The organism is Pelomonas sp. KK5, assembly GCF_001984095.1.
In the GTDB taxonomy this organism is placed as follows: domain Bacteria; phylum Pseudomonadota; class Gammaproteobacteria; order Burkholderiales; family Burkholderiaceae_C; genus KK5.
Genome location: NZ_LYVQ01000020.1, coordinates 1 through 20,496 on the forward strand (window position 1 = coordinate 1; position 20,496 = coordinate 20,496).

Below are 20,496 nucleotides of genomic sequence, written 5' to 3' on the forward strand. Positions count from 1 at the left end.
CAAAGCAAAACCCCTGTCTCTCACGAGGCAGGGGTTTTTGCTTTGGCGCACAAAATCCTAGCGTGCATGCTGCAGCGGCCATCGCGCGATGTGTTCATGGTGATGAGCGCCTACGTGGCTGAGGATGAGTGCCAAGTGGTCCGGATTCCAGTCGATAGGCTCTATCAGTACCTCGCCGATCACGGCTGGAGGCGAATAGTGCAAGGTCATGTGCAGTTCGCCGGTACTGAGAGCGGGCAGTCGCCGCGACTTCAGGCGAGAACTGACCACGCGACGCAGGTCCAGGGCGGCCTCACGGCCAGCGCGATCGCAACGTAGTGTCAGCGCCTGGCCATTAAAGCTGCGGATTCGGTCGAAGCGAACAGGAGCTGGCGGAAGATGGGCTCCTTTGAGCGCCTCTACGACCGCCTCGACGAGAACCCGAGAGGGTGGGTTCGGGAAGGCAACTCCTTGGTTGAGGTCCAGCAAGGTGGTGTGGAGCCGCTCGGCCTGTTGTGCGTACTTCATCGAGATCTTGAAGTACCGCTGGATCTGCTCGGAGTTTGCGAATAGGCGCAGTTGGTCGCCAGCGGAGGGCATCAGGGCAAGAAATAGACTGTAGGAGTCCGCTCTTTTCCCGTCGGGCAGTGTCTCGGGCCGCCACAGCAGCGAGTCCTCGAAACCCTCCAGCGAGATTTGTCGCAACGCGGGGTCAGCGGCGGGCGTCAGGCGGCGAAGCATCGATCAATCCTTCGAGGAGATCGGCGGAATGCCTACTAGCTAGCGAAGACTGATCGTACCGCCCTCTACGCGCAAGGTGCCGGACTGCGCGAGTTCCTGGACAAGCCCCTCAGTCCACGCAGGCAGTTCCTGGTCGGAGAAGTGCCGCCGCCACATCTTGCCGTGGATCGGCACGCGCTCCAGCCAATCGTCAAGGGCCTGGCGACTGCACCGGCCCACCTCGAGCAGATGGAACATCAGTAGGGCCTTCGCGGCGTGGCGCGTATGGCGCTCCGGATGTCGCCTGAAGAACGCCAGCCGGGATCGTGCTTCACCGAGGGCTCGACCCATGTCGTCGAACGGCTGTCCATGGCCGGGAACGACCGCCCGCACCGGCAGGCCTTCGATGAGGTCCAGAGTGCGCTCCACCTCATCGAATCCCGTTTCGCCGTCCAGTTCGGGAAGCACGATGCCGAATCCGTGCTCCCACAGGGCGTCTGCGGAGGCGAGGATGCCCGATACCGGTTCGAACAGGATCAAGGAGTGAGGATCGTGCCCAGGCGCCGCAAGAACCTGCCATTCCCGCCCGCCCTGGTCGATCAGCTCGCCGGGCTGGACGGCGCGGGTCGGCTGGAAGCGCTCGCACTGCTGTCCCGTGGGCGCGTAGCTGAGCACGCTCTCGTCCCAGTCAACGGCGGCTCGATAGTGCCCCGGTGGAATCCAGATGGCACACTTCGCATGGCGGCGCGCAAGCTCGGCGTTGCCTCCGCAGTGATCGGAGTGCAGATGGGTGTTCACGATCAGGCGCAAGGTCTGCGACGGTCCCAACGCCGTCTGGACCAGCTCCACCGTCTGGGCGCGGTGCGTGCAATAGCCGGTATCGACAATCACCGCTCCTCGGGCATCGCCGAGCATCAGCAGCGAGTTCGAGGAAAGCCAGCCCCGCTCCAGGACGACCAGGTCCGGTGGCAGCAGCCGGCCGCTGCTCATCGTTGATCAGCCGCGCAGCTCACGGCGCAGGATCTTGCCCACATTGCTCTTCGGCAACTCATCGCGGAATTCAATGTACTTGGGGCGCTTGTAGGCGGTCAGCTGAGCCTGGCAGTAAGCGGCAAGATCCTCTTCGGCCAACGCTGGGTCGGACTTGACCACATACAGTTTGACCGTCTCTCCCGATCGCGCGTCCGGTATGCCGATTGCTGCGCACTCCATGACGCCAGGATGCAGATTGACCACCTGCTCGATCTCCGTCGGATAGACGTTGAAGCCCGAGACCAGAATCATGTCCTTCTTGCGGTCGACGATGCGCGTGAAACCCTGCTCATCCATCACGCCGATGTCCCCGCTCTTGAAGTAGCCGTCCGGATACATGACGTTGGCGGTTTCCTCCGGCTTGTTCCAGTAGCCGGCCATCACCTGCGGGCCGCGTATGCAGATCTCGCCGCGCTCGCCCATCGGCACGTCGTTGCCATTGTCATCGCGGATCGCGATCTCGGTGCCCGGTACCGGCAGGCCGATCGTGCCGTTGAAGGTCTTCAGGTCGAGCCGGTTGATCGTCGCCACCGGCGCGGTCTCCGACAGGCCATAACCCTCGACCACCGGGCAGCCCGTGATCTTCAGCCACTTCTCTGCCGTCGCTTGCTGCACGGCCATGCCGCCGCCGTTCGAGATCACCAGCTCGCTGAAGTCGAGCCGCGCAAACGCCGGATCGTTGGCCAGCGCATTGAACAGCGTGTTCACCGCGGGGAACAGGTTGATCTTGTAGTTCTGCAGCGTGGCGATGAAGCCCGGGATGTCACGCGGGTTCGGGATCAGCAGGTTCATCATGCCCAGCCGCGCGCCCAGCATGTAGCAGGCTGTCAGCGCGAAGATGTGATACAGGGGCAGCGCGCAGACGGTCGTGAGCTGCTTGTCGCCGCCCAGCTTCTTGAGCATCGGCTGGAACCAGGCCTCGCTCTGCAGGATGTTGGCCACGACGTTGCGATGCAGCAGCGTGGCGCCCTTGGACACACCGGTCGTGCCGCCGGTGTACTGGAGGAAGGCGACGTCATCCGGGCCGAGCTCGGCCCGGCGCAGGCTCATCCGCGAGCCTTCCTCGATCACCTTGTTGAAACGGGTCACCGTGCGGCCGCCATCGGTCGGCAGCCGGAACTCGCGCACGAGCTTCTTGACGTGGCGCACCACGAAGTTCACCAGCCCGCCGCGCCAGAAACCCAGCATGTCGCCCAGCGAGGCCAGCACCACATGGCGCACGGCCGTCTGCCCGATGACCTCCTCCAGCGTCGCCGCGAAGTTCTCGAGCACGATGATCGCCTCGGCGCCGGAGTCCTTCAGCTGGTGTTCCAGCTCGCGCGGCGTGTACAGCGGGTTGACGTTGACGACGGTGAAGCCCGCCCGCAGGATGGCCGCGATCGCGACCATGTACTGCAGGACATTGGGCATCATGATCGCCACGCGGGCGCCGCGCTGCAGGCCCTTGCCCTGCAGCCAGGCTCCGAGCGCCTGGGAGAGTTCGTCCACCTCGCCGAAGTTCATCCGGCGGTCCATGCAAGCCGCGGCATCGCGCTTTGCGTACTTGCGGAAAGCTTCTTCCAGCAACTCGACCAGCGAGCCGTAGACCTTGTAGTCGACCTCGGCCGGCACGCCCTCCGGATAGCTGCGCAGCCATGGCTTGGGGCTGCTCGCCGAAGATGCCTGTTGCTGCTGGACCAAGGTCTCCACCGTCATTGTCTGTCTCCTGGATAGTCAGCAGACATGGTGGCCGGTGGAGGCGCCTGCGGTGCAGGGGACTTGCCCTAGTCCCGAGTCACGCCCGGGACAGGGCGAAGGCGGTCGCCGTTCAGGCTTCCGCCTTGAGCACGCCGCGGCGGATCTGGTCCAGCTCGATCGACTCGAACAGCGCCTTGAAGTTGCCCTCGCCGAAGCCCTCGTTGCCCTTGCGCTGGATCAGCTCGAAGAAGATCGGCCCGATCACTTCCTTGGTGAAGATCTGCAGCAGCAGCTCGTTGGGCGCGTCCAGGTGGGCGGCGCCGTCGATCAGGATCTTCAGCCGGCGCAGTTCCTCCAGCTTCTCGCCGTGGTCCGGGAGCCGCTTGTCAACCAGGTCGAAGTAGGTGTCGATCGTGTCCTGGAACTCGACACCGCTGTTGCGCATGCCTTCCACCGTGCCGTAGATGTCGTCGGTGCCCAGGGCCACGTGCTGAATGCCCTCGCCGCTGTACAGCTCCAGGTACTCGGCGATCTGGCTCTTATCGTCGCTGCTCTCGTTGATCGGGATGCGGATCTTGCCGCAGGGGCTGGTCATCGCCTTGCTCTTGAGGCCGGTCAGCTTGCCCTCGATGTCGAAGTAGCGCACTTCGCGGAAGTTGAAGAAGCGCTCGTAGAACTCCGACCATTCCTTCATCCGTCCACGGAAGACGTTATGTGTCAGATGGTCGATGTAGGTCAGGCCATGGCCCGCCGGGTTCGAGGGCACCGGCTTGCCCGCGGCATCCAGGAGCGGCACGAAGTCCACGTCGTAGATGCTGATGTTGCCAATCTCGCCGGCGGCCGCGTCGTCCTTGCCGTGCCAGCGGTCGACGAAGTAGATCAGCGAGTCGCCGATGCCCTTGATCGCCGGGATGTTCAGCTCCATCGGGCCGGCCTTGTTGTCGAATCCCCAGGCGCCCAGCTCCAGCGCGCGCTTGTAGGCGAAGCCGGCGTCCTTGACGCGGAAGGCGATCGCGCAGATCGACGGGCCGTGCAGGCGCGCGAAGCGCTGCGCGAAGGAGTCGACCTCGGCATTGATGATGAAGTTGACGCCGCCCTGGCGGTACAGCGTGACGCTCTTCGTCCGGTGCTTGGCGACGGCCGTGAAGCCCATCGTCTCGAACAGCTTGCCCAAAGCGGCAGGATCGGGTGCGGCGAACTCGATGAACTCGAATCCGTCGGTACCCATCGGGTTGTCCCAGGGAGTGAAGGCGGCCATGTGGTGCTCTTTCTTTCGGTCTGAATCGATTGATGCAGGCACTGTAGGCGTAGCGGGGCGCAGGATTCCTGCAAGTTCCGGCGTGAGGAATCTCTCTCGCGCAGGAATCCTGCAACAATTCAGCCATGGAAACCGATGTCCAGCTCGATGCCATCGACAGACGCATCCTGCGAGCGCTGCAGCTCGACGGCCGGGTCACCTACGACGCTCTGGCTGCGCAAGTGGGCCTGTCTGCGTCGGCAGTGCTCCGCCGTGTGCGCAGGCTCGAGGAAGACGGCGCCATCGCTGCCTACGTGGCCCTGGTGCGCCCCGAGCGGGTGGGCCTGGGGCTGACGGCCTACATCAACGTGCGCCTCGAGAAGCAGACCGAGAGCCACAAGCGCAACCCGATGGACCTGTTCCGTGCGGCGGTGCAGACTTGGCCCGAGGTGGTCGAATGCGCCGCGCTGACCGGCGAGATGGACTACATCCTGCGCGTCGTCGTGCAGGACATGCAGCACTACGCCCGCTTCATCTCCGAGACCCTGCTCAAGCACCCCAGCGTGCAGGACTGCAAGACCAGCTTCGTGCTGGACCGGGTCAAGAACACGACGGCGATCCCGGTCTGAAGGGGCGACAGATCAGTCGTACTGATGCAGCAGCGACTGCACATGAGCAGGCGCCAGGCTCAGCAGTTCACCGATATCGCGCAGATCCTCGGCCACGGCCGGGTGGCCCCAGCCCTCGTCGGTATGCTGCGCGAGCCGGACGGCCAGGCGCACCGCCAGCACCTTGGGGTCGATCGCGCGCAGGTGGTCGTCGGTGACCTGGCGCAGCAGGGCCGGCAGCCGCCATGCCTGCATCAGCGCCTGCTCCAGCTCGTTCAGCTCGATGTTCAGGACGTCCCGCTGCGCCTGCTCGCTGCTCAGCGAGCGATCGGCCTGCATGTGCGCTTCCAGCCGCAGCGCCAGGTCCGGCGCATGCACCCACAGCAGCAGTTCCGCGAAGTCGTGCAACAGCGCCGCGCTGTGGATCACTGCCGCGTCAGGGTCCAGCCGATGGACGGCGAACGATAGCGCATAACGCGCAGCCCGCTCGGAGCGGCGCAGCACCCGCTGCAGGCCGTCCAGCGCCTGCGGCCCCAGCTGATCCTCGACCACCGGTTGCGGGCCGAAGGCGCGGAAGAACGGCGAGATGCCCATCAGCACCAGCGCCGCCGTCACCGTCTCTGCGTCGGTCAGCAAGCGTTCGCTGCGATGGGCGGCCGCGTAGGCCAGCACCTTCAGCGTCATCAGCGGATCGGCGCCGATCAACTCGCCGAGCCGGTTGGCATCGACCTCGTCCTCGTTGCCGCGCAACAGCTCCAGCGCCTCCGCGGTCTCCGCCAGCACGGGGATCTCGGCGCCGCGCAGGCGTGCCGTCCAGCTGGCCAGGTCGGGCAGGGGCTGGGTCAGGGGAGGTGCGGCTGGCATGGCTCTCTTCGTTCGCGGGCGGACCCATCCTATATCGGCCGGTCCGCCCCGCGAGTGAAGTTGCTGCCGCACCCCGATCAGAGTCGGGTCACGCCGTCGAGCTGCCCGATCCGCTGCCCGTCGGCATACAGCGTGCCGCCTTCCGGCGCGCCGGCCTCGGCATAGAACTCGAGCTCGGGCCGCCGGCGCCCGCGGGCCGCCGCCAGGCGATCGGCCATCCGTGCAAATAACGCGCTAGTCCAGCGCAATGCGGTGGCGAACCGCCTTCTCCAGGCTTCCTCGACGAGGGCTTCGTCGCCCACGCCCTTCAATTCGGAAATTCTCATGATGTCGTTCCTCCGGAGGCGTACCGCGCGCTCGCGGAACGCCGGATTGATTCAGGGGCTGCGCTCGCTGGTTTCCGCGATCGCGCGTTGCAGTTCACGGCGCGCCTGCTGGCGTGTGTTGCCGCCGGCATGGCGGCCCGCCTGGCGCATTCGGCTGGCCGCGACCAGCGGATTGCGCGGCTTGAGCGTTTGCAGGGTGAGCGGACGGGGGGCGATGAATCGGGACATGAGGATCACTCCTTCGCGAGACGGGCCCGCGCTGGTTGACGGAAAGGGCGACGACAAGGCATGCGGCAGCGCCACTGCGATGTCGTTGCAGCGAAATGGAAAACGTGAACACAGACAGGGCGGCGCGGACGCAGCCGGATCGCAGGGGCGCGAAATGCCAAGGCCTCGGCGGCCGACGGATCGGTGCGAGGCGGGCGACGCCCGTCAAGAAGTTGCGTCTTGGGGTTTCATCGACGGCAATGCCGTCGACTTGCGCAAATGATAATCAAATGATTATCTTGCGCAAGTGGTTTTTATCTAGCGCATCATCTGGACTGACGATGCGGTGCCCCGCGGGCGCGCGGGCGCGCGCTCAGGGGCGGGTCTTGCGGGTCTTCAGCGGCGCCACGCCTTGCTGCAGGCGGCGCCATTCGTCCATCTCGCTGGCGGCAGAGGCGGAGGACGTTGCGGCCGGGCGCGCGGGCGCAGCCGGCGTCGGGGCCGAGGCGGCGGAGGGCGTCAGCACCTCGCCCAGCAGATCCAGCAGCCGCGTGCGGGCGCGCTGCGGATGCCGGCGGTAGTAGGTCAGCACCAGGCCGACGATGAAGCGCTCGTCGTCGTCCTGCGGCAGGCTGGGCTGGACATCGGCGGCGGATGCCGGGTCGGCCGGGGCCTCGACCGGATGGTCATGGTCCATCCAGCCGGGCGGCTTGTGGAACAGCTGCTCGAACTGCCGCGCCAGCCGCTCGCCGATCTGGCGGCTGCGGCCCTTGATCTGGCTCCAATAGCTGGGTTGGATCTGCAGGCGCTCGGCAAAGCGCCGTTCCAGGCCTCTCAGCGTGGCGGCATCGGCATGCTTGACGGTGGAGGCGACGAATTCTTCAAACAGGCGCAGCGCATTGTCCAGACGGACCTGAGCGGTGTCCCGGATCGGGGGTGACATGGCCGCTATGATAAAGCGACGTTGATCGCCACCTGAACGGAGGGCACCCGTGAGGACACTCGTCGCGCTCTTGATGAGCCTTGGCATCGCGCTGCCGGCCCTGGCTGCCGAACGCAGCATTGATAAAGAAGTATTGATCAATGCCGATGTGGAGCAGGCCTGGCACAGCTGGACCACCCGCGAAGGCATCACTGGCTTCTTTGCGCCCGATGCCGAGATCGACGCCCGCGTCGGCGGCGCCTTCCACATCTTCATCGACCCGCTGGCCGAGCCCGGCGCCAAGGGCGCCGACGAGATGCGCTTCATGGCCCTGCAACGCCCGAAGATGCTCAGCTTCGACTGGAACGCGCCGCCGAGCCAACCCGAGATCCGCGCCCAGCGCACCTTCGTCGTCGTCCGGCTCGAGCCCGTGGATGCCACGCATACCAAGGTCAGCATCCACCACACCGGCTGGGGTGACGGACCCGCCTGGGACAAGACCTACGCCTATTTTGACAAGGCCTGGGGCGTGGTGCTGGGCAACCTCCAGCAGCGCTACGAGAAGGGGCCGAAGGACTGGACCGAATGGCTGAAGCAGCTGGAGCAGTACCACAAGGCGGCTCCCGCCAAGTAGCTCACTCACTCCTCTTCGCGCACCTTGTAGGCGGAGGTCAAAGCCGCCTGCGTGTTCGGCGGTACCGGCTCGTAGTGCGAGAGCACCAGCGTGTAGCGGCCCTGGCCGGCGGTCATCGCATTGAGCCGGGTCTGGTAGCTGGACAACTCGGCCAGCGGCGCCAGGCCCTGGACGACCATGGTGCCCGGCACCGCCGAGCGCGTGCCGTTCACCTGGCCGCGCCGCGAGGCCAGATCGCCGGTGATGTCGCCCATCGCGGCATTCGGTGCGCTGATCTCCACGTGCACGATCGGCTCCAGCACCAGCGGCCGGGCCTCCCTGACGGCGGCCATCAAGGCGCGCCGCCCGGCGGTGACGAAGGCGATCTCCTTGCTGTCCACCGAATGGTGCTTGCCGTCGAACACGGTCACCCGCAGGTCCACCAGCGGATTGCCCGAGATCACGCCGCTCTCCAGCGCCGAACGCACGCCCTTTTCGACGGCCGGCATGAACTGCCCCGGGATCGTGCCGCCCTTGACCGCGTCCACGAACTCGAAGCCGGCACCGCGCTCCATCGGCTCGATGCGCAGATAGACCTCGCCGAACTGGCCCGCGCCGCCGCTCTGCTTCTTGTGCCGGTAATGGCCCTCGGCCGGGGCCGAGATGGTCTCGCGGTAGGCGATGCGCGGGGGCTGGGTCGTGACCTCGAACTTGTAGGTCTCGCGCAGCCGTTCCAGCAGCATGCGCAGGTGCAGCTCACCCAGGCCGTAGATCAGCGTCTCGTGCGTCTGCCCGGCGCGCTCCACCTTCAGGCAGGGGTCTTCGTCGACGAGGCGGCCGAGGATCTCCCACATGCGCTGCTCGTCGCCGTGACGGACGGGCGTGACGGCCAGCCCATGCACCGGCACCGGGAAGTCCAGCGGCGCCAGGTGGATGTGCTCGTCTTCCGGGGCGTCGTGCAGGACCGCGTCGTAGTGGATCTCGTCCACCTTGGCGATGGCGCAGATGTCGCCCGGCAGCGCCTGGTCGACCTCCACATGCTTGGCGCCCTGCAGCATGAACAGGTGGCCGACCCGGAAGCACTTGCGGGCATGGCCGACGAAGAGCTGGCTGCTGCGCGTCACCGTGCCCTGGTGGACACGCAGGATGCCCATCTTGCCGAGGTAGGGGTCGGCATGGACCTGGAACACATGGGCCAGCACATGGGCGTTGGGGTCAGGTCTTGCCTGCAGTGGCTGGGCCTCGGCGCCTTCGCCCTGCAGGAACTGCGGCGGGTTGCCTTCGGCCGGGTTCGGCAGCAGGCGCTCGATCACGTCCAGCAGCTCGGCGATGCCGGCGCCGGTGCGCGCGGAGGTGAAGCAGACCGGGATCAGGTGCCCCTCGCGCAGCGCCTGCTCCAGCGGGGCGTGCAGCTCGCGCGGGTCCACGTCGCCGTCATTGAGATAGCGGTCGACGAAGTCGGAGTCCACCTCGACCACCTGCTCCACCAGCGCCTGGTGCGCCGCCTCGACCGAGGAGAAATCGGCGCTGCCCTCGCGGTTGAAGAAGCAGTCGACGACCTTGCCGCCTGACCCGCCTGACGGCAGGTTGAGCGGCAGGCACTCGCGGCCGAAGGCCTCGCGGATCTGCTCCAGCAGCCCCGGCAGGTCCAGCTCGGGCATGTCGATCTTGTTGATCACGATGGCGCGGCAGAGGCCACGCCTGCCGGCCGCTTCCAGCATGCGCGAGGCCATCAGCTCGATGCCGTTCTGCGCGTCGATCACGACGACGGCCGTGTCCACCGCCTCCAGCGCCGGCAGCGACTGGCCGACGAAATCCGGCGCCCCCGGCGTGTCGATCGCATGGATGCGGATGCCGCCGTGGTTCATGTGCACCAGCGAGGCCTGCAGCGAGTGCTGCATGCGGCGCTCCAGCACGTCGTAGTCGGAGACGGTGGAGCCGCGCTCCACGCTGCCGGCCTGGGTGATCGCCCCGGCCTGCAGCAGCAGCGCCTCGAGCAGGGTGGTCTTGCCGGCGCTGGCCGGGCCGACCAGGGCGATCGTGCGGATCGCCGCGATGCCCGGATGAATATCGTCGCTGGCTTCCTGCGAAGAACTGCTGCTGGGCATGGCGCGCTCCTTGTCTCTGGAGGTCTGCGGAGCGGTTCATGCCGATCCGCGGTGGACCCCAGAGTAGGGCAAGCGCGCCGGGCTTACAAGGGGCCGGGTGTTTCCTTGTCGGGGACCTCGTTGCCGGCTGTTTCCGCGCCGGCCTGGACCGGTTCTCCGCAATCATCGCCCGGGCCGCCGTTGTGCCGAGGGCCGCCGCGTCCCAGCTCGCGATGCTGCGGCCGCATGCCCGAACGCAGGTAGCGGTTGTGGTGGTTGATGCGTGGCAAGTAACGGGCAAGTTCCGTCAGCGCCATCTCGTAGACGCCGCGCTTGAACTCGATCACCGATTCCAGCGGCACCCAGTATTCGTTCCAGCGCCAGGCGTCGAACTCCGGGTGGTCGGTGGCGCGCAGGTTCATGTCGCAGTCGCGACCCATCAGCTGCAGCAGGAACCAGATCTGCTTCTGGCCCTTGTAGTGGCCGCGCGCGTCGCGGCGGATGAAATGCTCGGGAACCTCGTAACGCAGCCAGTCTCGGGTACGCGCAATGATGCGCACGTGATCGGGAATGAGCCCCACTTCCTCGTGGAGCTCGCGGAACATCGCCTGCTCGGGCGTTTCGCCGTGTTTGATGCCCCCTTGCGGGAACTGCCAGGAATGGGTGCGGATGCGCTTGCCCCAGAACACCTCGTTCCTGTGGTTGAGCAGGATGATGCCGACGTTGGGTCTGAACCCTTCACGGTCGAGCATAATCAACCTCGAATCTATAGTTGGATCGATTATTGCACCGGGCAGCCCTTGCGGCGCGACCCCTGCTAACCCTCACTACCTGCCCTCCACCTGGCCCCTGCCGGCCAGGTCCGCTCCGCCATGAAAGCCAGCAATTTCTTCATCTCCACGCTCAAGGAAGCCCCTGCCGACGCCGAGGTCGTCAGCCACAAGCTGATGATGCGGGCCGGCATGATCAAGCGCCTGGGCGCCGGCATCTACAACTACATGCCGATGGGCCTGCGCGTGATCCGCAAGGTGGAGAACATCATCCGCGAGGAGATGAACCGCGCCGGTGCGGTGGAACTCCTGATGCCGGTGGTGCAGCCGGCCGAGCTGTGGCAGGAGACGGGCCGCTTCGACAAGATGGGCCCCGAGCTGCTGCGAGTGAAGGATCGCCATGAGCGCGACTTCATCATCCAGCCGACCAGCGAGGAGGTGGTGACCGACATCGCCCGCCAGGAGCTGCGTTCGTACAAGCAGCTGCCCAAGAATTTCTATCACATCCAGACCAAGTTCCGCGACGAGCGCCGCCCGCGCTTCGGCATCATGCGCGGCCGCGAGTTCACGATGAAGGACGCCTACAGCTTCGACCGCGACGTCGAAAGCGCCGGCCGCTCCTACGAGAACATGTACGCCGCCTACGGCAAGATCTTCGACCGCCTCGGCCTGCAGTACCGCGCCGTGGCTGCCGACACCGGCGCCATCGGCGGCGACCGCTCGCACGAGTTCCAGGTCATCGCCGACACCGGCGAGGACGCGATCATCTACTGCCCGACCAGCGACTACGCTGCCAACATCGAGCTGGCCGAAGCGCTGTCGCTGCTGCCTTCGCGTGCTGACGCCACGATCGCACTGACCAAGACGCCCACGCCCGGCAAGGCCACCTGCGCCGACGTGGCCGAGCTGCTGAAGCTGCCGCTCTCGCAGACCGTCAAGTCGCTGGTGCTCGCCACCGACGAGACCAGCGAGAAGGGCGACATCGTCAAGTCGACCGTCTGGCTGCTGCTGGTCCGCGGCGACCACGAGCTCAACGAAGTGAAGGCCGGCAAGGTCGAAGGCCTGAAGGGCGGCTTCCGCTTCGCCACCATCGCCGAGATCGAGGACCACTTCGGCTGCAAGCCCGGCTACCTGGGCCCGATCGGCCTGAAGAAGCCCGTCAAGGTCATCGCCGACCGCACCGTCGCCAACATGGCCGACTTCGTCTGCGGCGCCAACGAGGCCGACTTCCACTACACCGGCGCCAACTGGGGTCGTGACCTGCCCGAGCCGGACGTCGTCGCCGACATCCGCAACGTTGTCGCCGGCGACCCCTCGCCGGACGGCAAGGGCGTGCTCGCCATCCAGCGCGGCATCGAGGTGGGCCATGTGTTCTTCCTCGGCACCAAGTATTCGGCCGCGATGAACGCCAACTTCCTGGACGAGAACGGCAAGCCCCAGCCGATGCAGATGGGCTGCTACGGCATCGGCGTCACCCGCATCCTGGGCGCGGCGATCGAGCAGAACAACGACGCCCGCGGCATCATCTGGCCGGACGCGATCGCCCCGTTCACCGTGGTGCTCTGCCCGATCGGCATGGACCGCAGCGAGGACGTGAAGGCCGCCGCCACCAAGCTCTACGAAGAACTGCAGGCGCAGGGCGTGGACGTGCTGCTGGACGACCGCGGCGAGCGCCCGGGCGCGATGTTCGCCGACTGGGAGCTGGTGGGCGTGCCGCACCGCGTCGTGCTGTCGGACCGCGGCCTGAAGGAAGGCCAGGTCGAGTACCAGGGCCGCCGCGATGCCGAGGCGACCAAGCTGGCGCTGGCCGATGTGCTCGGCCATCTGAAGTCCAAGCTCGCTTGAGGCGACGTGCCGCGCTGACGGCGGCGCTGTCCGCGCTGGCCCTGCCGCGCCTCGCGCGGGCCGGTGCGCAGGTCGAGGAGCCGCTGGCGGATTCGGTCCGCTCGGCGCTGTCCTCGGCCATCGCCAACGCGGCGCCGCCCAAGCCGAAGTTCACCGACATCGAGGCCCGCCTCGCCTATTTGCGCTGGCTCGGCGCGATGAGCGAGAAAATGAAGAAGCGGATCGCCGAGGCGCAGACCCGCATCGAGTTCCTCGAGACCATCTGGTACGAGTCGGCCCGCTCAGGCCTGGAGCCCGCGCTGGTGCTGGGCTTGGTACAGGTGGAAAGCGGCTTCCGCAAGTACGCGATCAGCACCGCCGGCGCTCGTGGCTACATGCAGGTGATGCCCTTCTGGGCCAAGCTGATCGGCAATGGCGACGCCGCCCACCTGTTCCACATGCAGACCAACCTGCGCTTCGGCTGCGTGATCCTGCGCCACTACCTGGACCGCGAGAACGGCGACCTGTTCATGGCGCTGGGCCGCTTCAACGGCAGCCGCGGTCGGCCCGAATATCCGGGCGCGGTGCTCGCGTGCCGCCGCCAGTGGCTGATGCCCGGCGAGAAGTGACGACTCAGCGCTCCACCATCGCCTGCACCGCCGGCGCATAACGCGCCCCCTGAGCGGGTGCGGCCTCGACCGCAGCCTCGATCTCCTGCACCTCCTGCGGCGACAGCACCAGCGTTGCAGCGCCGATGTTTTCTTCCAGCCGGTGCAGCTTCGTCGTCCCCGGGATCGGCACGATCCAGGGCTTGCGGGCCAGCAGCCAGGCCAGCGCCAGCTGGGCCGGCGTCACCTGCCTGCGCGCGGCGATGCCCGCGAGACTGTCGACCATCCGGCGGTTGGCCTCGCGCACCTCCGGGCTGAAGCGTGGCAGCGTGTTGCGGAAGTCGCCCTCGGCGAAAGCCGTCTGCGTGTCGATCGCTCCGGTCAGGAAGCCGCGGCCCAGCGGGCTGAAGGGCACGAAGGCGATGCCCAGTTCCTCCAGCAGCGGCAGGATCTCCTGCTCCGGCTCGCGCCACCACAGCGAATACTCGCTCTGCAGGGCGGCCACCGGCTGCACCGCATGGGCGCGGCGGATCGTCTGCGCGCCGGCCTCGGACAGGCCGAAGTGCAGCACCTTGCCCTCGCGGATCAGCTCCTTCACGGTGCCGGCCACCTCCTCGATCGGCACCTGCGGGTCCACGCGGTGCTGGTAGAGCAGGTCGATGCGGTCGGTGCGCAGGCGCTTCAGCGCGTCCTCGGTGACCTGGCGGATGCGCTCGGGCCGGCTGTCCAGCCCTTGCGCCGGCACGCCGTTGCGAAAGCCGAACTTGGTGGCGATCACCACCCGGTCGCGCAGCGGCGCCAGCGCCTCGCCGAGCAGGCTTTCGTTGTCGCCGGGCCCGTAGGCTTCAGCGGTGTCGAAGAAGCTCACGCCGCGCTCGACGGCGCTGCGCAGCAGCTGCATCGATTGCGCCCGTTCCGGCGCCGGCCCGTAGGCGAAGCTCAGGCCCATGCAACCCAGGCCGAGGGCGGAAACCTCGGGGCCGTTGCGGCCCAGCTGTCGTGTGTTCATCGTCATCTTGCGCGTCCTGTTGCGTTGTCGATGGAGGAACTTTAGGCTTGCCGTCGCTCCAGGACTAGACTGATGGATCGACTAGGACTCAGTAGGTAGGCTAATCAATCCATGGCACGCTTCGACGACCTCGCCGCCTTCGCCGCCGTCGTGCGCGCGGGCAGCTTCACCCGGGCCGCCGCGCAGTTGGGCATCACGCAATCGGCGTTGAGCCAGACCATCCGCGCGCTGGAGCAGCGGCTGGACCTGAAGCTGCTCAACCGCACGACGCGCAGCGTCTCGCCGACCGAGGCGGGCGAGCGCCTGTTCCAGGCCGTGGGGCCGCGCTTCGAGGACATCGAGGCCGAGCTGGCCGTGCTGGGCGAACTGCGGGGCAAGCCGGCCGGTACCGTGCGCATCAGCGCCAGCGAGCAGGCGATGCGGCTGCTGGTCTGGCCGCGCCTGCAGCGCTGCCTCGTCGACTATCCGGACATCCGCCTGGAGCTGAGCAGCAACAACAGCTTCATCGACATCGTGGCCGAGCGCTTCGACATCGGTATCCGCATCGGCTCTGACGTGGCCAAGGACATGATCGCCGTACCCATCGCGCCGGACATGCAGATGGCCGTCGTGGCCAGCCCGGCCTACTTCACCCGCCGGCCGCCGCCGCAGCAGCCGCAGGCGCTGACGCAGCACGACTGCATCGGCCTGCGCCTGGCCTCGCACGGCGGGTTGATGAAGTGGGAGTTCATGCGCCGGCGCAAGTCGGTCAATGCGCATATCGAAGGCCGGCTGGTGTTCAATTCCAGCGAGCTGGTGCTGGCCGCGGCGCTTGCCGGCCACGGCCTCGCCTGGCTGCCGCTGGAGTCCGTGCGGCCGCATCTGGCTGCGGGGCGGCTGGTGTCGGCGCTGGATGACTGGGCCGCGTCCTTTGCCGGCTATCACGCCTACTACCCGAGCCGCCGGGCCTCGCCGGCGGTCAAGCTGGTGGTGGAGGCCCTGCGGACCGGATGAAGCCTAGAGCCCGGTCCAGGCCTTGGGCGCCGCACCGGCCACGCCGGCCAGCTCCAGCACCCGCTCGACGCTCTCGTTGACCAACTCTTCGATCGTCTGCGGCCGGTGGTAGAAGGCCGGCAGCGGCGGGAACACGATCGCGCCCATCTCGGTGGCGGCCGTCATGTTGCGCAGGTGGGCCAGGTTGAACGGCGTCTCGCGCACCATCAGCACCAGCCGGCGGCGTTCCTTCAGCGTGACGTCGGCGGCGCGGGTCAGCAGGTTGTCGCCGAAGCCGTGGGCGATGGCGGCCAGCGACTTCATCGAGCAGGGCGCGACCACCATCGCGGCCGTCGCGAAGCTGCCGCTGGCCACGCAGGCGCCCACGTCGCCGGGCGAGTACGAGAAGCTCGCCTCGCGCTCCAGCGCGGCCCGGTCCAGGCCCAGCTCGTGGTGGACGTTCAACACGCCGGCCGGCGTGACGATCAAATGCGTCTCGAGGCCTAACTCCTTGCCTCGACGGAGCAATTGCAGCCCGTAGGCCGCCCCGGTCGCGCCGGTGATCCCGACGACGAGCCTCTGGGTCATCAGGCGGACAGCACCTGCTGCAATTCACCGGCCTGGTACATCTCCATCATGATGTCCGAGCCGCCGACGAATTCGCCGTTGACGTAGAGCTGCGGGATCGTCGGCCACTGGGCGTAGTCCTTGATGCCCTGGCGCACGCCTTCGTCCTCGAGGACGTTGAAGGTCTTCAGGTCGGACACGCCGCAGGCCTTCAGGATCTGGATCGCGCGGCCGGAGAAGCCGCACATCGGGAACTGGGCCGTGCCCTTCATGAACAGCACCACCCGGTTGCTCTTCACCAGGTCGTCAATGCGTTGCTGGACGTCGCTCATCTTTCTCACCTCAAGTGCTTCACTGAGGCGGGATTATCGGCGAGGCGCGGCGGGCGCGCTGGCGCCGGGTCAATAGCTGTACGAGAGGCCGAACTGGACCACCGGCTTGTAGCGCACGTCGCGCAGCGTGTCGTCCAGGCCTTGCGCATTGCTCACGGACGAGCCCAGGCGCAGGCCGGGCGTCGCGCCCAGCATGCCCAGGTCGGCACTGAAGCTGAAGCCCGAGTGCGCCAGCTGCCCGGTGTAGCCGATGCCCAGGTAGGACAGCGAGGTGCTCGGGTCGTTCAGCTCGCGGGTGGGCGAGAGCAGGCTGATCGAGCGCTGGCCCACGGCCACGCTGCTTTGCAGGCTGCCCAGCGACATGGCCGAGCCGTTCTGCGACAGCGACAGCGGCCCCAGCAGCATGCCGCCGGTGGCGCGCAGGCCGCCGCGCACGCTGTTGCCGAAGCCGGAGCCGGTGAGGTAGTAGTCGCCCAGCAGGTTGGCGCTGAGGATGCGCGAGCCCAGGGCGTGCTGCGGCTCGGAGCCGATCGTGCTGTTCGGGCTCAGGCTGCTCATGCTGAGGCGCGCCTGCCAGCGCGGCGTGCCGTCGTCCTGGGTGCGGAGCTGGAGGCCTTCGGCGGCCTGGGCCGCACCTGCGAGCATCAGCGCCGACATCAACGCGGCGAGCGGAGCCAAACCTCTGTACGACATGGCGACCTCCTGTGATGCTTGCCCTGCACCCTCGCAACCATGCTACGCCCGGCCGGCGCGGCTGTGGCGTCAGAAATGAACGGTTTTTCAATACTGTTGCCCGCACCCCGAAGTGAGGGCTGGCGCGGCTTAGCGGCCGGGCGGCAGGCGCCCGCCACTGACGCGGGGCTGACCGCCTAGATCGCGGCGCAGCGTCACTTCGCCGAAGCCGCGCGCCCGCAGCAGCGCCGCGACCGGCTCCGCCTGGTCGTAGCCGTGTTCCAGCAGCAGCCAGCCGCCGGGCTCCAGATGCTGCGGTGCATCAGCAATGATGGCGCGCAGCGCGGCCAGGCCGTCGCCCTCGGGCGTCAGCGCGCTGCGGGGTTCGTGGCGCAGTGCCGGCAGGTGCGGGTCGTCGCCGGCGATATAGGGCGGGTTGCTGACGATCAGCTCGAAGCGCCGCCCGGCCAGCGGGCCGAACCAGTCGCCCTGGTGGAAGGCGATGTCCAGGCCCAGGCGCTCGGCATTGGCACGGGCGACGGCAAGCGCGCCCGTACTCAGGTCCACCGCCTCGACGAGCGCCGCCGGCATCCGGTGCTTGATGGCGAGCGCGATGGCGCCGCTGCCGGTGCCGAGGTCCACCACGCGCGCCGGCCCGTCCAGCAGCTCCAGTGCCCAGTCCACCAGCGTCTCGGTATCCGGCCGCGGCACCAGCGTGTCCGGCGTCACCGCCAGGTCGAGGCCGTGGAACTCCTTGCGGCCCAGCAGGTAGGCGATCGGTTCGCCGGCAGCGCGGCGGGCGAACTGGGCTTCGAGGATGCCGCTCATCTCGGGCGTTAGGGCGAAATCGTCGTGCGTGATCAGCCAGCCGCGCTCGCGGCCGAGCAGGGCACAGAGCAGCAGCGTCGCGTCCACGCGGTCGACGCCCAGCTCGCGCGCTCGGGCGAACGCCTCAGAGACGATCACGCCCGCCCTTCCAGCAGCGCCAGCTGCTCCGCCGCCTGCGCCGCCTGCAGCCCGGCGACGATGTCGTCCAGGTCGCCGTTCATGATCGCGTCCAGCTTGTACAGCGTCAGGTTGATCCGGTGGTCGGTCAGCCGCCCCTGCGGGAAGTTGTAGGTACGGATGCGGTCGCTGCGGTCGCCGGTGCCGATCAGGCTCTTGCGGGTGGCGGCCTCCTTGGCGGCGCGCTCGTTCTTGTCCTTGTCGCGCAGGCGCGCGGCCAGCACGGCCATGGCCTTGGCCTTGTTGCGATGCTGGCTGCGGTCGTCCTGGCATTCGGCCACCAGGCCGGTCGGGATGTGCGTGATGCGGATGGCCGAGTCGGTCTTGTTGACGTGCTGGCCGCCGGCGCCGCTGGCGCGGAAGGTGTCGATGCGCAGGTCGGCCGGGTTCAGCTGGATCTCCTCGGCCTCGTCGGGCTCGGGCATCACGGCGACGGTGCAGGCACTGGTGTGGATGCGGCCCTGCGATTCGGTGGCCGGCACGCGCTGCACGCGGTGGCCGCCGGATTCGAACTTGAGCCGGCCGTAGACGCCGTCGCCCTCGATGCGCACGACCAGCTCCTTGTAGCCGCCCAGGTCGGAGACGTTTTCCGACAGCAGCTCGGTGCGCCAGCCCTGGCGCTCGGCGTGGCGCAGGTACATGCGCGCCAGGTCGGCGGCGAACAGGGCCGATTCGTCGCCGCCGGCACCGGCGCGGATCTCGAGGAAGGCCGGGCGCTCGTCGTCCGGATCGCGCGGCAGCAGGGCCAGCTGCAGCTCGTCGTTGAGCCGGGCGATGTCGGCCTCGGCGGCGGCGATCTCCTCGCGCGCCATCTCGGCCATGTCGGGGTCGTCCAGCAGTTCGCGGGCTTCGGCCAGGTCGGCCTCGCGCTGGGTGTAGAGCTTGTACTTGCCGACCAGGCCCGCCACCTCGGACTGCTCCTTGGTCAGCGTGCGGTAGCGCTTGATGTCGGCGGCGAGGCTGCCGTCGGCGAGCAGGGCGTCCAGCTCGTTGAGGCGGAAGCCGAGGCGGTCGAATTGTTGGCGGAGGGAGTCTTTCATCGTCGGAGAACAGCGGGTGATGGTTGAAGCAAAGGCCGGGGAGGTCTTTCTTCAGCGCCGCTAATTCTCCGAATCAGAACCGGTCGGGCCCTTGCTGCTGCCCCGCAGGAACAGCCGCGACACCGTCTGCGCCAGCTGCAGCCGCTGGTCGCCGTCGCTGCCGTGCAGCTCGGCCAGCGTGCCGTGCAGCATCTTCTGGGTGAGGCCGCGGGAGAGGGCCTCCAGCACCGTGTCCACGTCCTCGCCGCGGGCCAGCAGCTTGCGGGCGCGGGCGATCTCGGCGGCGCGCCACTCGTCGGTCTGCGCATTCAGCGCCTGGATCAGCGGCACCGTGTGGCGCTGGCCCAGCCAGTGCACGAAGCTCTGCACGCCGGTCTCGATGATGGCCTCGGCCTGCTCGACGGCGGCCAGGCGCTTCTCGCTGGCGGTCTGGACCACGCTGGCCAGCTCGTCGACGGTGTAGAGGTAGACGTCGTTCAGCTGCGCCACCTCGGGCTCGATGTCGCGCGGCACGGCCAGGTCCACCATGAACATCGGCCGGTGCTTGCGCGCCTTCAGCGCCCGTTCGACGGCACCCAGGCCGATCAGCGGCAGGCTGCTGGCGGTGCAGGAGATGACGGCGTCGAACTCGTGCAGGCGCTGCGGCAGGTCGGCCAGGCGGATCGCCTCGGCATTGAGCCGCGAGGCCAGCTTCTCGCCGCGGTCCAGCGTGCGGTTGGCCACCGCCATCGCCTTCGGATTCTTCGCGGCGAAGTGCGTGGCGACCAGCTCGATCATCTCGCCGGCGCCGACGAACAGCACCTTGATCTGGCTCAGGTCCTCGAAGAGCTGGCCGGCCAGCCGCACCGAGGCCGCCGCCATGCTGATCGAGTGCGTGCCGATCTCGGTGGAGGTGCGCACCTCCTTGGCCACCGAGAAGCTGCGCTGGAACAGCTGGTGCAGCGTCGTGCCCAGCGTGCCAGCCTGGTCGGCTTCCCTGACGGCCTGCTTCATCTGGCCGAGGATCTGTGCCTCGCCCAGCACCATCGAATCCAGCCCGCTGGCCACGCGGAAGGCATGGCGCGCCGCGGCGCCGCCTTCCATCACATAGGCATGGTCCAGCAGCGCGCTGCGGCCCACGCCGCCGACGCCGGCCAGCCAGTCGACCGCCGGCTGCACCATCGCCTGCGGCCCGGCCACGTAGAGCTCGGTGCGGTTGCAGGTGGACAGGATGGCGGCCTCGGCCTTGCCGGTGGCCGTGGTCTGGAGCTGCCGACGGAAACCCAGCAGCGTCGGCGCCAGCTGTTCGAGCGTGAACGCGAACCGGCCCCGCAGGTCGAGCGGGGCGGAGTTGTGGTTCAGACCGAGGGCGAATACCGACATGCCGTGATTATAAAATTTGGGACGATATTGCGCCGCCGCGCCGTCAGAACACCTTTAAGCCGA

22 protein-coding genes are annotated in these 20,496 nt (G+C 67.7%); 5 read left to right on the forward strand and 17 right to left on the reverse strand.

Annotated elements, in window-relative coordinates; all coding sequences use genetic code 11:
- Positions 1-57: 57 nt before the first annotated feature.
- The 4 genes from B0W88_RS32875 to hppD all read right to left on the reverse strand — a co-directional run bounded on the left by B0W88_RS32875 (position 58) and on the right by hppD (position 4,666).
- A complete protein-coding gene (locus B0W88_RS32875) occupies positions 58-720 on the reverse strand; it encodes a hypothetical protein (protein WP_144006610.1) in 663 nt (220 codons plus the stop codon).
- Positions 721-759: 39 nt separating this feature from the next.
- On the reverse strand, positions 760-1,689 hold the full coding sequence (locus tag B0W88_RS04530) for an MBL fold metallo-hydrolase (protein WP_077033467.1): 930 nt from the start codon (positions 1,687-1,689) through the stop codon (positions 760-762).
- Positions 1,690-1,695: 6 nt separating this feature from the next.
- Complete coding sequence (locus B0W88_RS04535; RefSeq protein ID WP_077033468.1) at positions 1,696-3,426, reverse strand: long-chain-fatty-acid--CoA ligase; 1,731 nt, start codon at positions 3,424-3,426, stop codon at positions 1,696-1,698.
- A gap of 112 nt (positions 3,427-3,538) precedes the next feature.
- A complete protein-coding gene (gene hppD / locus B0W88_RS04540) occupies positions 3,539-4,666 on the reverse strand; it encodes a 4-hydroxyphenylpyruvate dioxygenase (RefSeq protein WP_077033469.1) in 1,128 nt (375 codons plus the stop codon).
- A 125-nt stretch (positions 4,667-4,791) separates the two neighbouring features.
- Between hppD and B0W88_RS04545 the strand changes: the two genes are divergently transcribed.
- On the forward strand, positions 4,792-5,274 hold the full coding sequence (locus B0W88_RS04545) for an Lrp/AsnC family transcriptional regulator (protein ID WP_077033470.1): 483 nt from the start codon (positions 4,792-4,794) through the stop codon (positions 5,272-5,274).
- Positions 5,275-5,286: 12 nt separating this feature from the next.
- Here B0W88_RS04545 and B0W88_RS04550 read toward each other — a convergent pair whose 3' ends face one another.
- From B0W88_RS04550 to B0W88_RS04560, 4 genes are all read right to left on the reverse strand, one after another.
- Positions 5,287-6,117, reverse strand: coding sequence for an HDOD domain-containing protein (locus tag B0W88_RS04550; protein WP_077033471.1), 831 nt, complete (start codon positions 6,115-6,117; stop codon positions 5,287-5,289).
- Positions 6,118-6,194: 77 nt separating this feature from the next.
- Positions 6,195-6,443: a hypothetical protein gene (locus tag B0W88_RS04555; RefSeq protein ID WP_077033472.1), complete on the reverse strand. Its 249-nt coding sequence runs from the start codon at positions 6,441-6,443 to the stop codon at positions 6,195-6,197.
- 51 nt (positions 6,444-6,494) lie between these two features.
- Entirely contained in the window at positions 6,495-6,671 is a 177-nt protein-coding gene (locus B0W88_RS34365; RefSeq protein WP_198937768.1) for a hypothetical protein, read from the reverse strand.
- A gap of 352 nt (positions 6,672-7,023) precedes the next feature.
- The gene (locus B0W88_RS04560; protein WP_077033473.1) at positions 7,024-7,593 is read right to left on the reverse strand and encodes a hypothetical protein; all 570 of its coding nucleotides are present in this window, start codon (positions 7,591-7,593) and stop codon (positions 7,024-7,026) included.
- A gap of 49 nt (positions 7,594-7,642) precedes the next feature.
- Here B0W88_RS04560 and B0W88_RS04565 point away from each other — a divergent pair, with 49 nt between their 5' ends.
- Complete coding sequence (locus tag B0W88_RS04565; protein WP_144006611.1) at positions 7,643-8,206, forward strand: SRPBCC domain-containing protein; 564 nt, start codon at positions 7,643-7,645, stop codon at positions 8,204-8,206.
- A gap of 5 nt (positions 8,207-8,211) precedes the next feature.
- On the opposite strand, the gene fusA is transcribed toward B0W88_RS04565, so the two are convergent.
- Together fusA and B0W88_RS04575 are read right to left on the reverse strand one after the other, a co-directional pair.
- Positions 8,212-10,293, reverse strand: coding sequence for an elongation factor G (fusA, locus tag B0W88_RS04570; protein WP_077033475.1), 2,082 nt, complete (start codon positions 10,291-10,293; stop codon positions 8,212-8,214).
- Positions 10,294-10,376: 83 nt separating this feature from the next.
- Entirely contained in the window at positions 10,377-11,024 is a 648-nt protein-coding gene (locus B0W88_RS04575; protein WP_077033476.1) for an RNA pyrophosphohydrolase, read from the reverse strand.
- 120 nt (positions 11,025-11,144) lie between these two features.
- Between B0W88_RS04575 and B0W88_RS04580 the strand changes: the two genes are divergently transcribed.
- The gene (locus B0W88_RS04580) at positions 11,145-12,887 is read left to right on the forward strand and encodes a proline--tRNA ligase (RefSeq protein WP_077033477.1); all 1,743 of its coding nucleotides are present in this window, start codon (positions 11,145-11,147) and stop codon (positions 12,885-12,887) included.
- Positions 12,884-13,495 (forward strand): lytic transglycosylase domain-containing protein, encoded by a 612-nt coding sequence (locus B0W88_RS04585; RefSeq protein WP_077033478.1) that lies wholly within the window; start codon positions 12,884-12,886, stop codon positions 13,493-13,495. Before B0W88_RS04580 ends, B0W88_RS04585 begins: the two co-directional genes overlap by 4 nt.
- Before the next feature lie 4 nt (positions 13,496-13,499).
- Here B0W88_RS04585 and B0W88_RS04590 read toward each other — a convergent pair whose 3' ends face one another.
- The gene (locus B0W88_RS04590) at positions 13,500-14,483 is read right to left on the reverse strand and encodes an aldo/keto reductase (protein ID WP_077033505.1); all 984 of its coding nucleotides are present in this window, start codon (positions 14,481-14,483) and stop codon (positions 13,500-13,502) included.
- 111 nt (positions 14,484-14,594) lie between these two features.
- Between B0W88_RS04590 and B0W88_RS04595 the strand changes: the two genes are divergently transcribed.
- Positions 14,595-15,476: a LysR family transcriptional regulator gene (locus B0W88_RS04595; RefSeq protein ID WP_077033479.1), complete on the forward strand. Its 882-nt coding sequence runs from the start codon at positions 14,595-14,597 to the stop codon at positions 15,474-15,476.
- 3 nt (positions 15,477-15,479) lie between these two features.
- On the opposite strand, the gene B0W88_RS04600 is transcribed toward B0W88_RS04595, so the two are convergent.
- From B0W88_RS04600 to hemA, 6 genes are all read right to left on the reverse strand, one after another.
- The gene (locus B0W88_RS04600; protein ID WP_077033480.1) at positions 15,480-16,043 is read right to left on the reverse strand and encodes a UbiX family flavin prenyltransferase; all 564 of its coding nucleotides are present in this window, start codon (positions 16,041-16,043) and stop codon (positions 15,480-15,482) included.
- The gene (gene grxD, locus B0W88_RS04605; protein WP_077033481.1) at positions 16,043-16,354 is read right to left on the reverse strand and encodes a Grx4 family monothiol glutaredoxin; all 312 of its coding nucleotides are present in this window, start codon (positions 16,352-16,354) and stop codon (positions 16,043-16,045) included. Before grxD ends, B0W88_RS04600 begins: the two co-directional genes overlap by 1 nt.
- Before the next feature lie 69 nt (positions 16,355-16,423).
- Positions 16,424-17,047 carry a hypothetical protein gene (locus tag B0W88_RS04610; RefSeq protein ID WP_144006612.1) on the reverse strand — a complete coding sequence of 208 codons (624 nt, stop codon included), beginning with the start codon at positions 17,045-17,047 and terminating at the stop codon, positions 16,424-16,426.
- Positions 17,048-17,176: 129 nt separating this feature from the next.
- Positions 17,177-17,992 carry a peptide chain release factor N(5)-glutamine methyltransferase gene (gene prmC / locus B0W88_RS04615; RefSeq protein WP_077033483.1) on the reverse strand — a complete coding sequence of 272 codons (816 nt, stop codon included), beginning with the start codon at positions 17,990-17,992 and terminating at the stop codon, positions 17,177-17,179.
- On the reverse strand, positions 17,989-19,071 hold the full coding sequence (gene prfA, locus B0W88_RS04620; RefSeq protein WP_077033484.1) for a peptide chain release factor 1: 1,083 nt from the start codon (positions 19,069-19,071) through the stop codon (positions 17,989-17,991). The genes prmC and prfA overlap by 4 nt, the downstream gene beginning before the upstream one ends.
- Positions 19,072-19,131: 60 nt before the next feature.
- The gene (gene hemA / locus B0W88_RS04625) at positions 19,132-20,433 is read right to left on the reverse strand and encodes a glutamyl-tRNA reductase (protein WP_077033485.1); all 1,302 of its coding nucleotides are present in this window, start codon (positions 20,431-20,433) and stop codon (positions 19,132-19,134) included.
- Between the last annotated feature and the right edge of the window lie 63 nt (positions 20,434-20,496).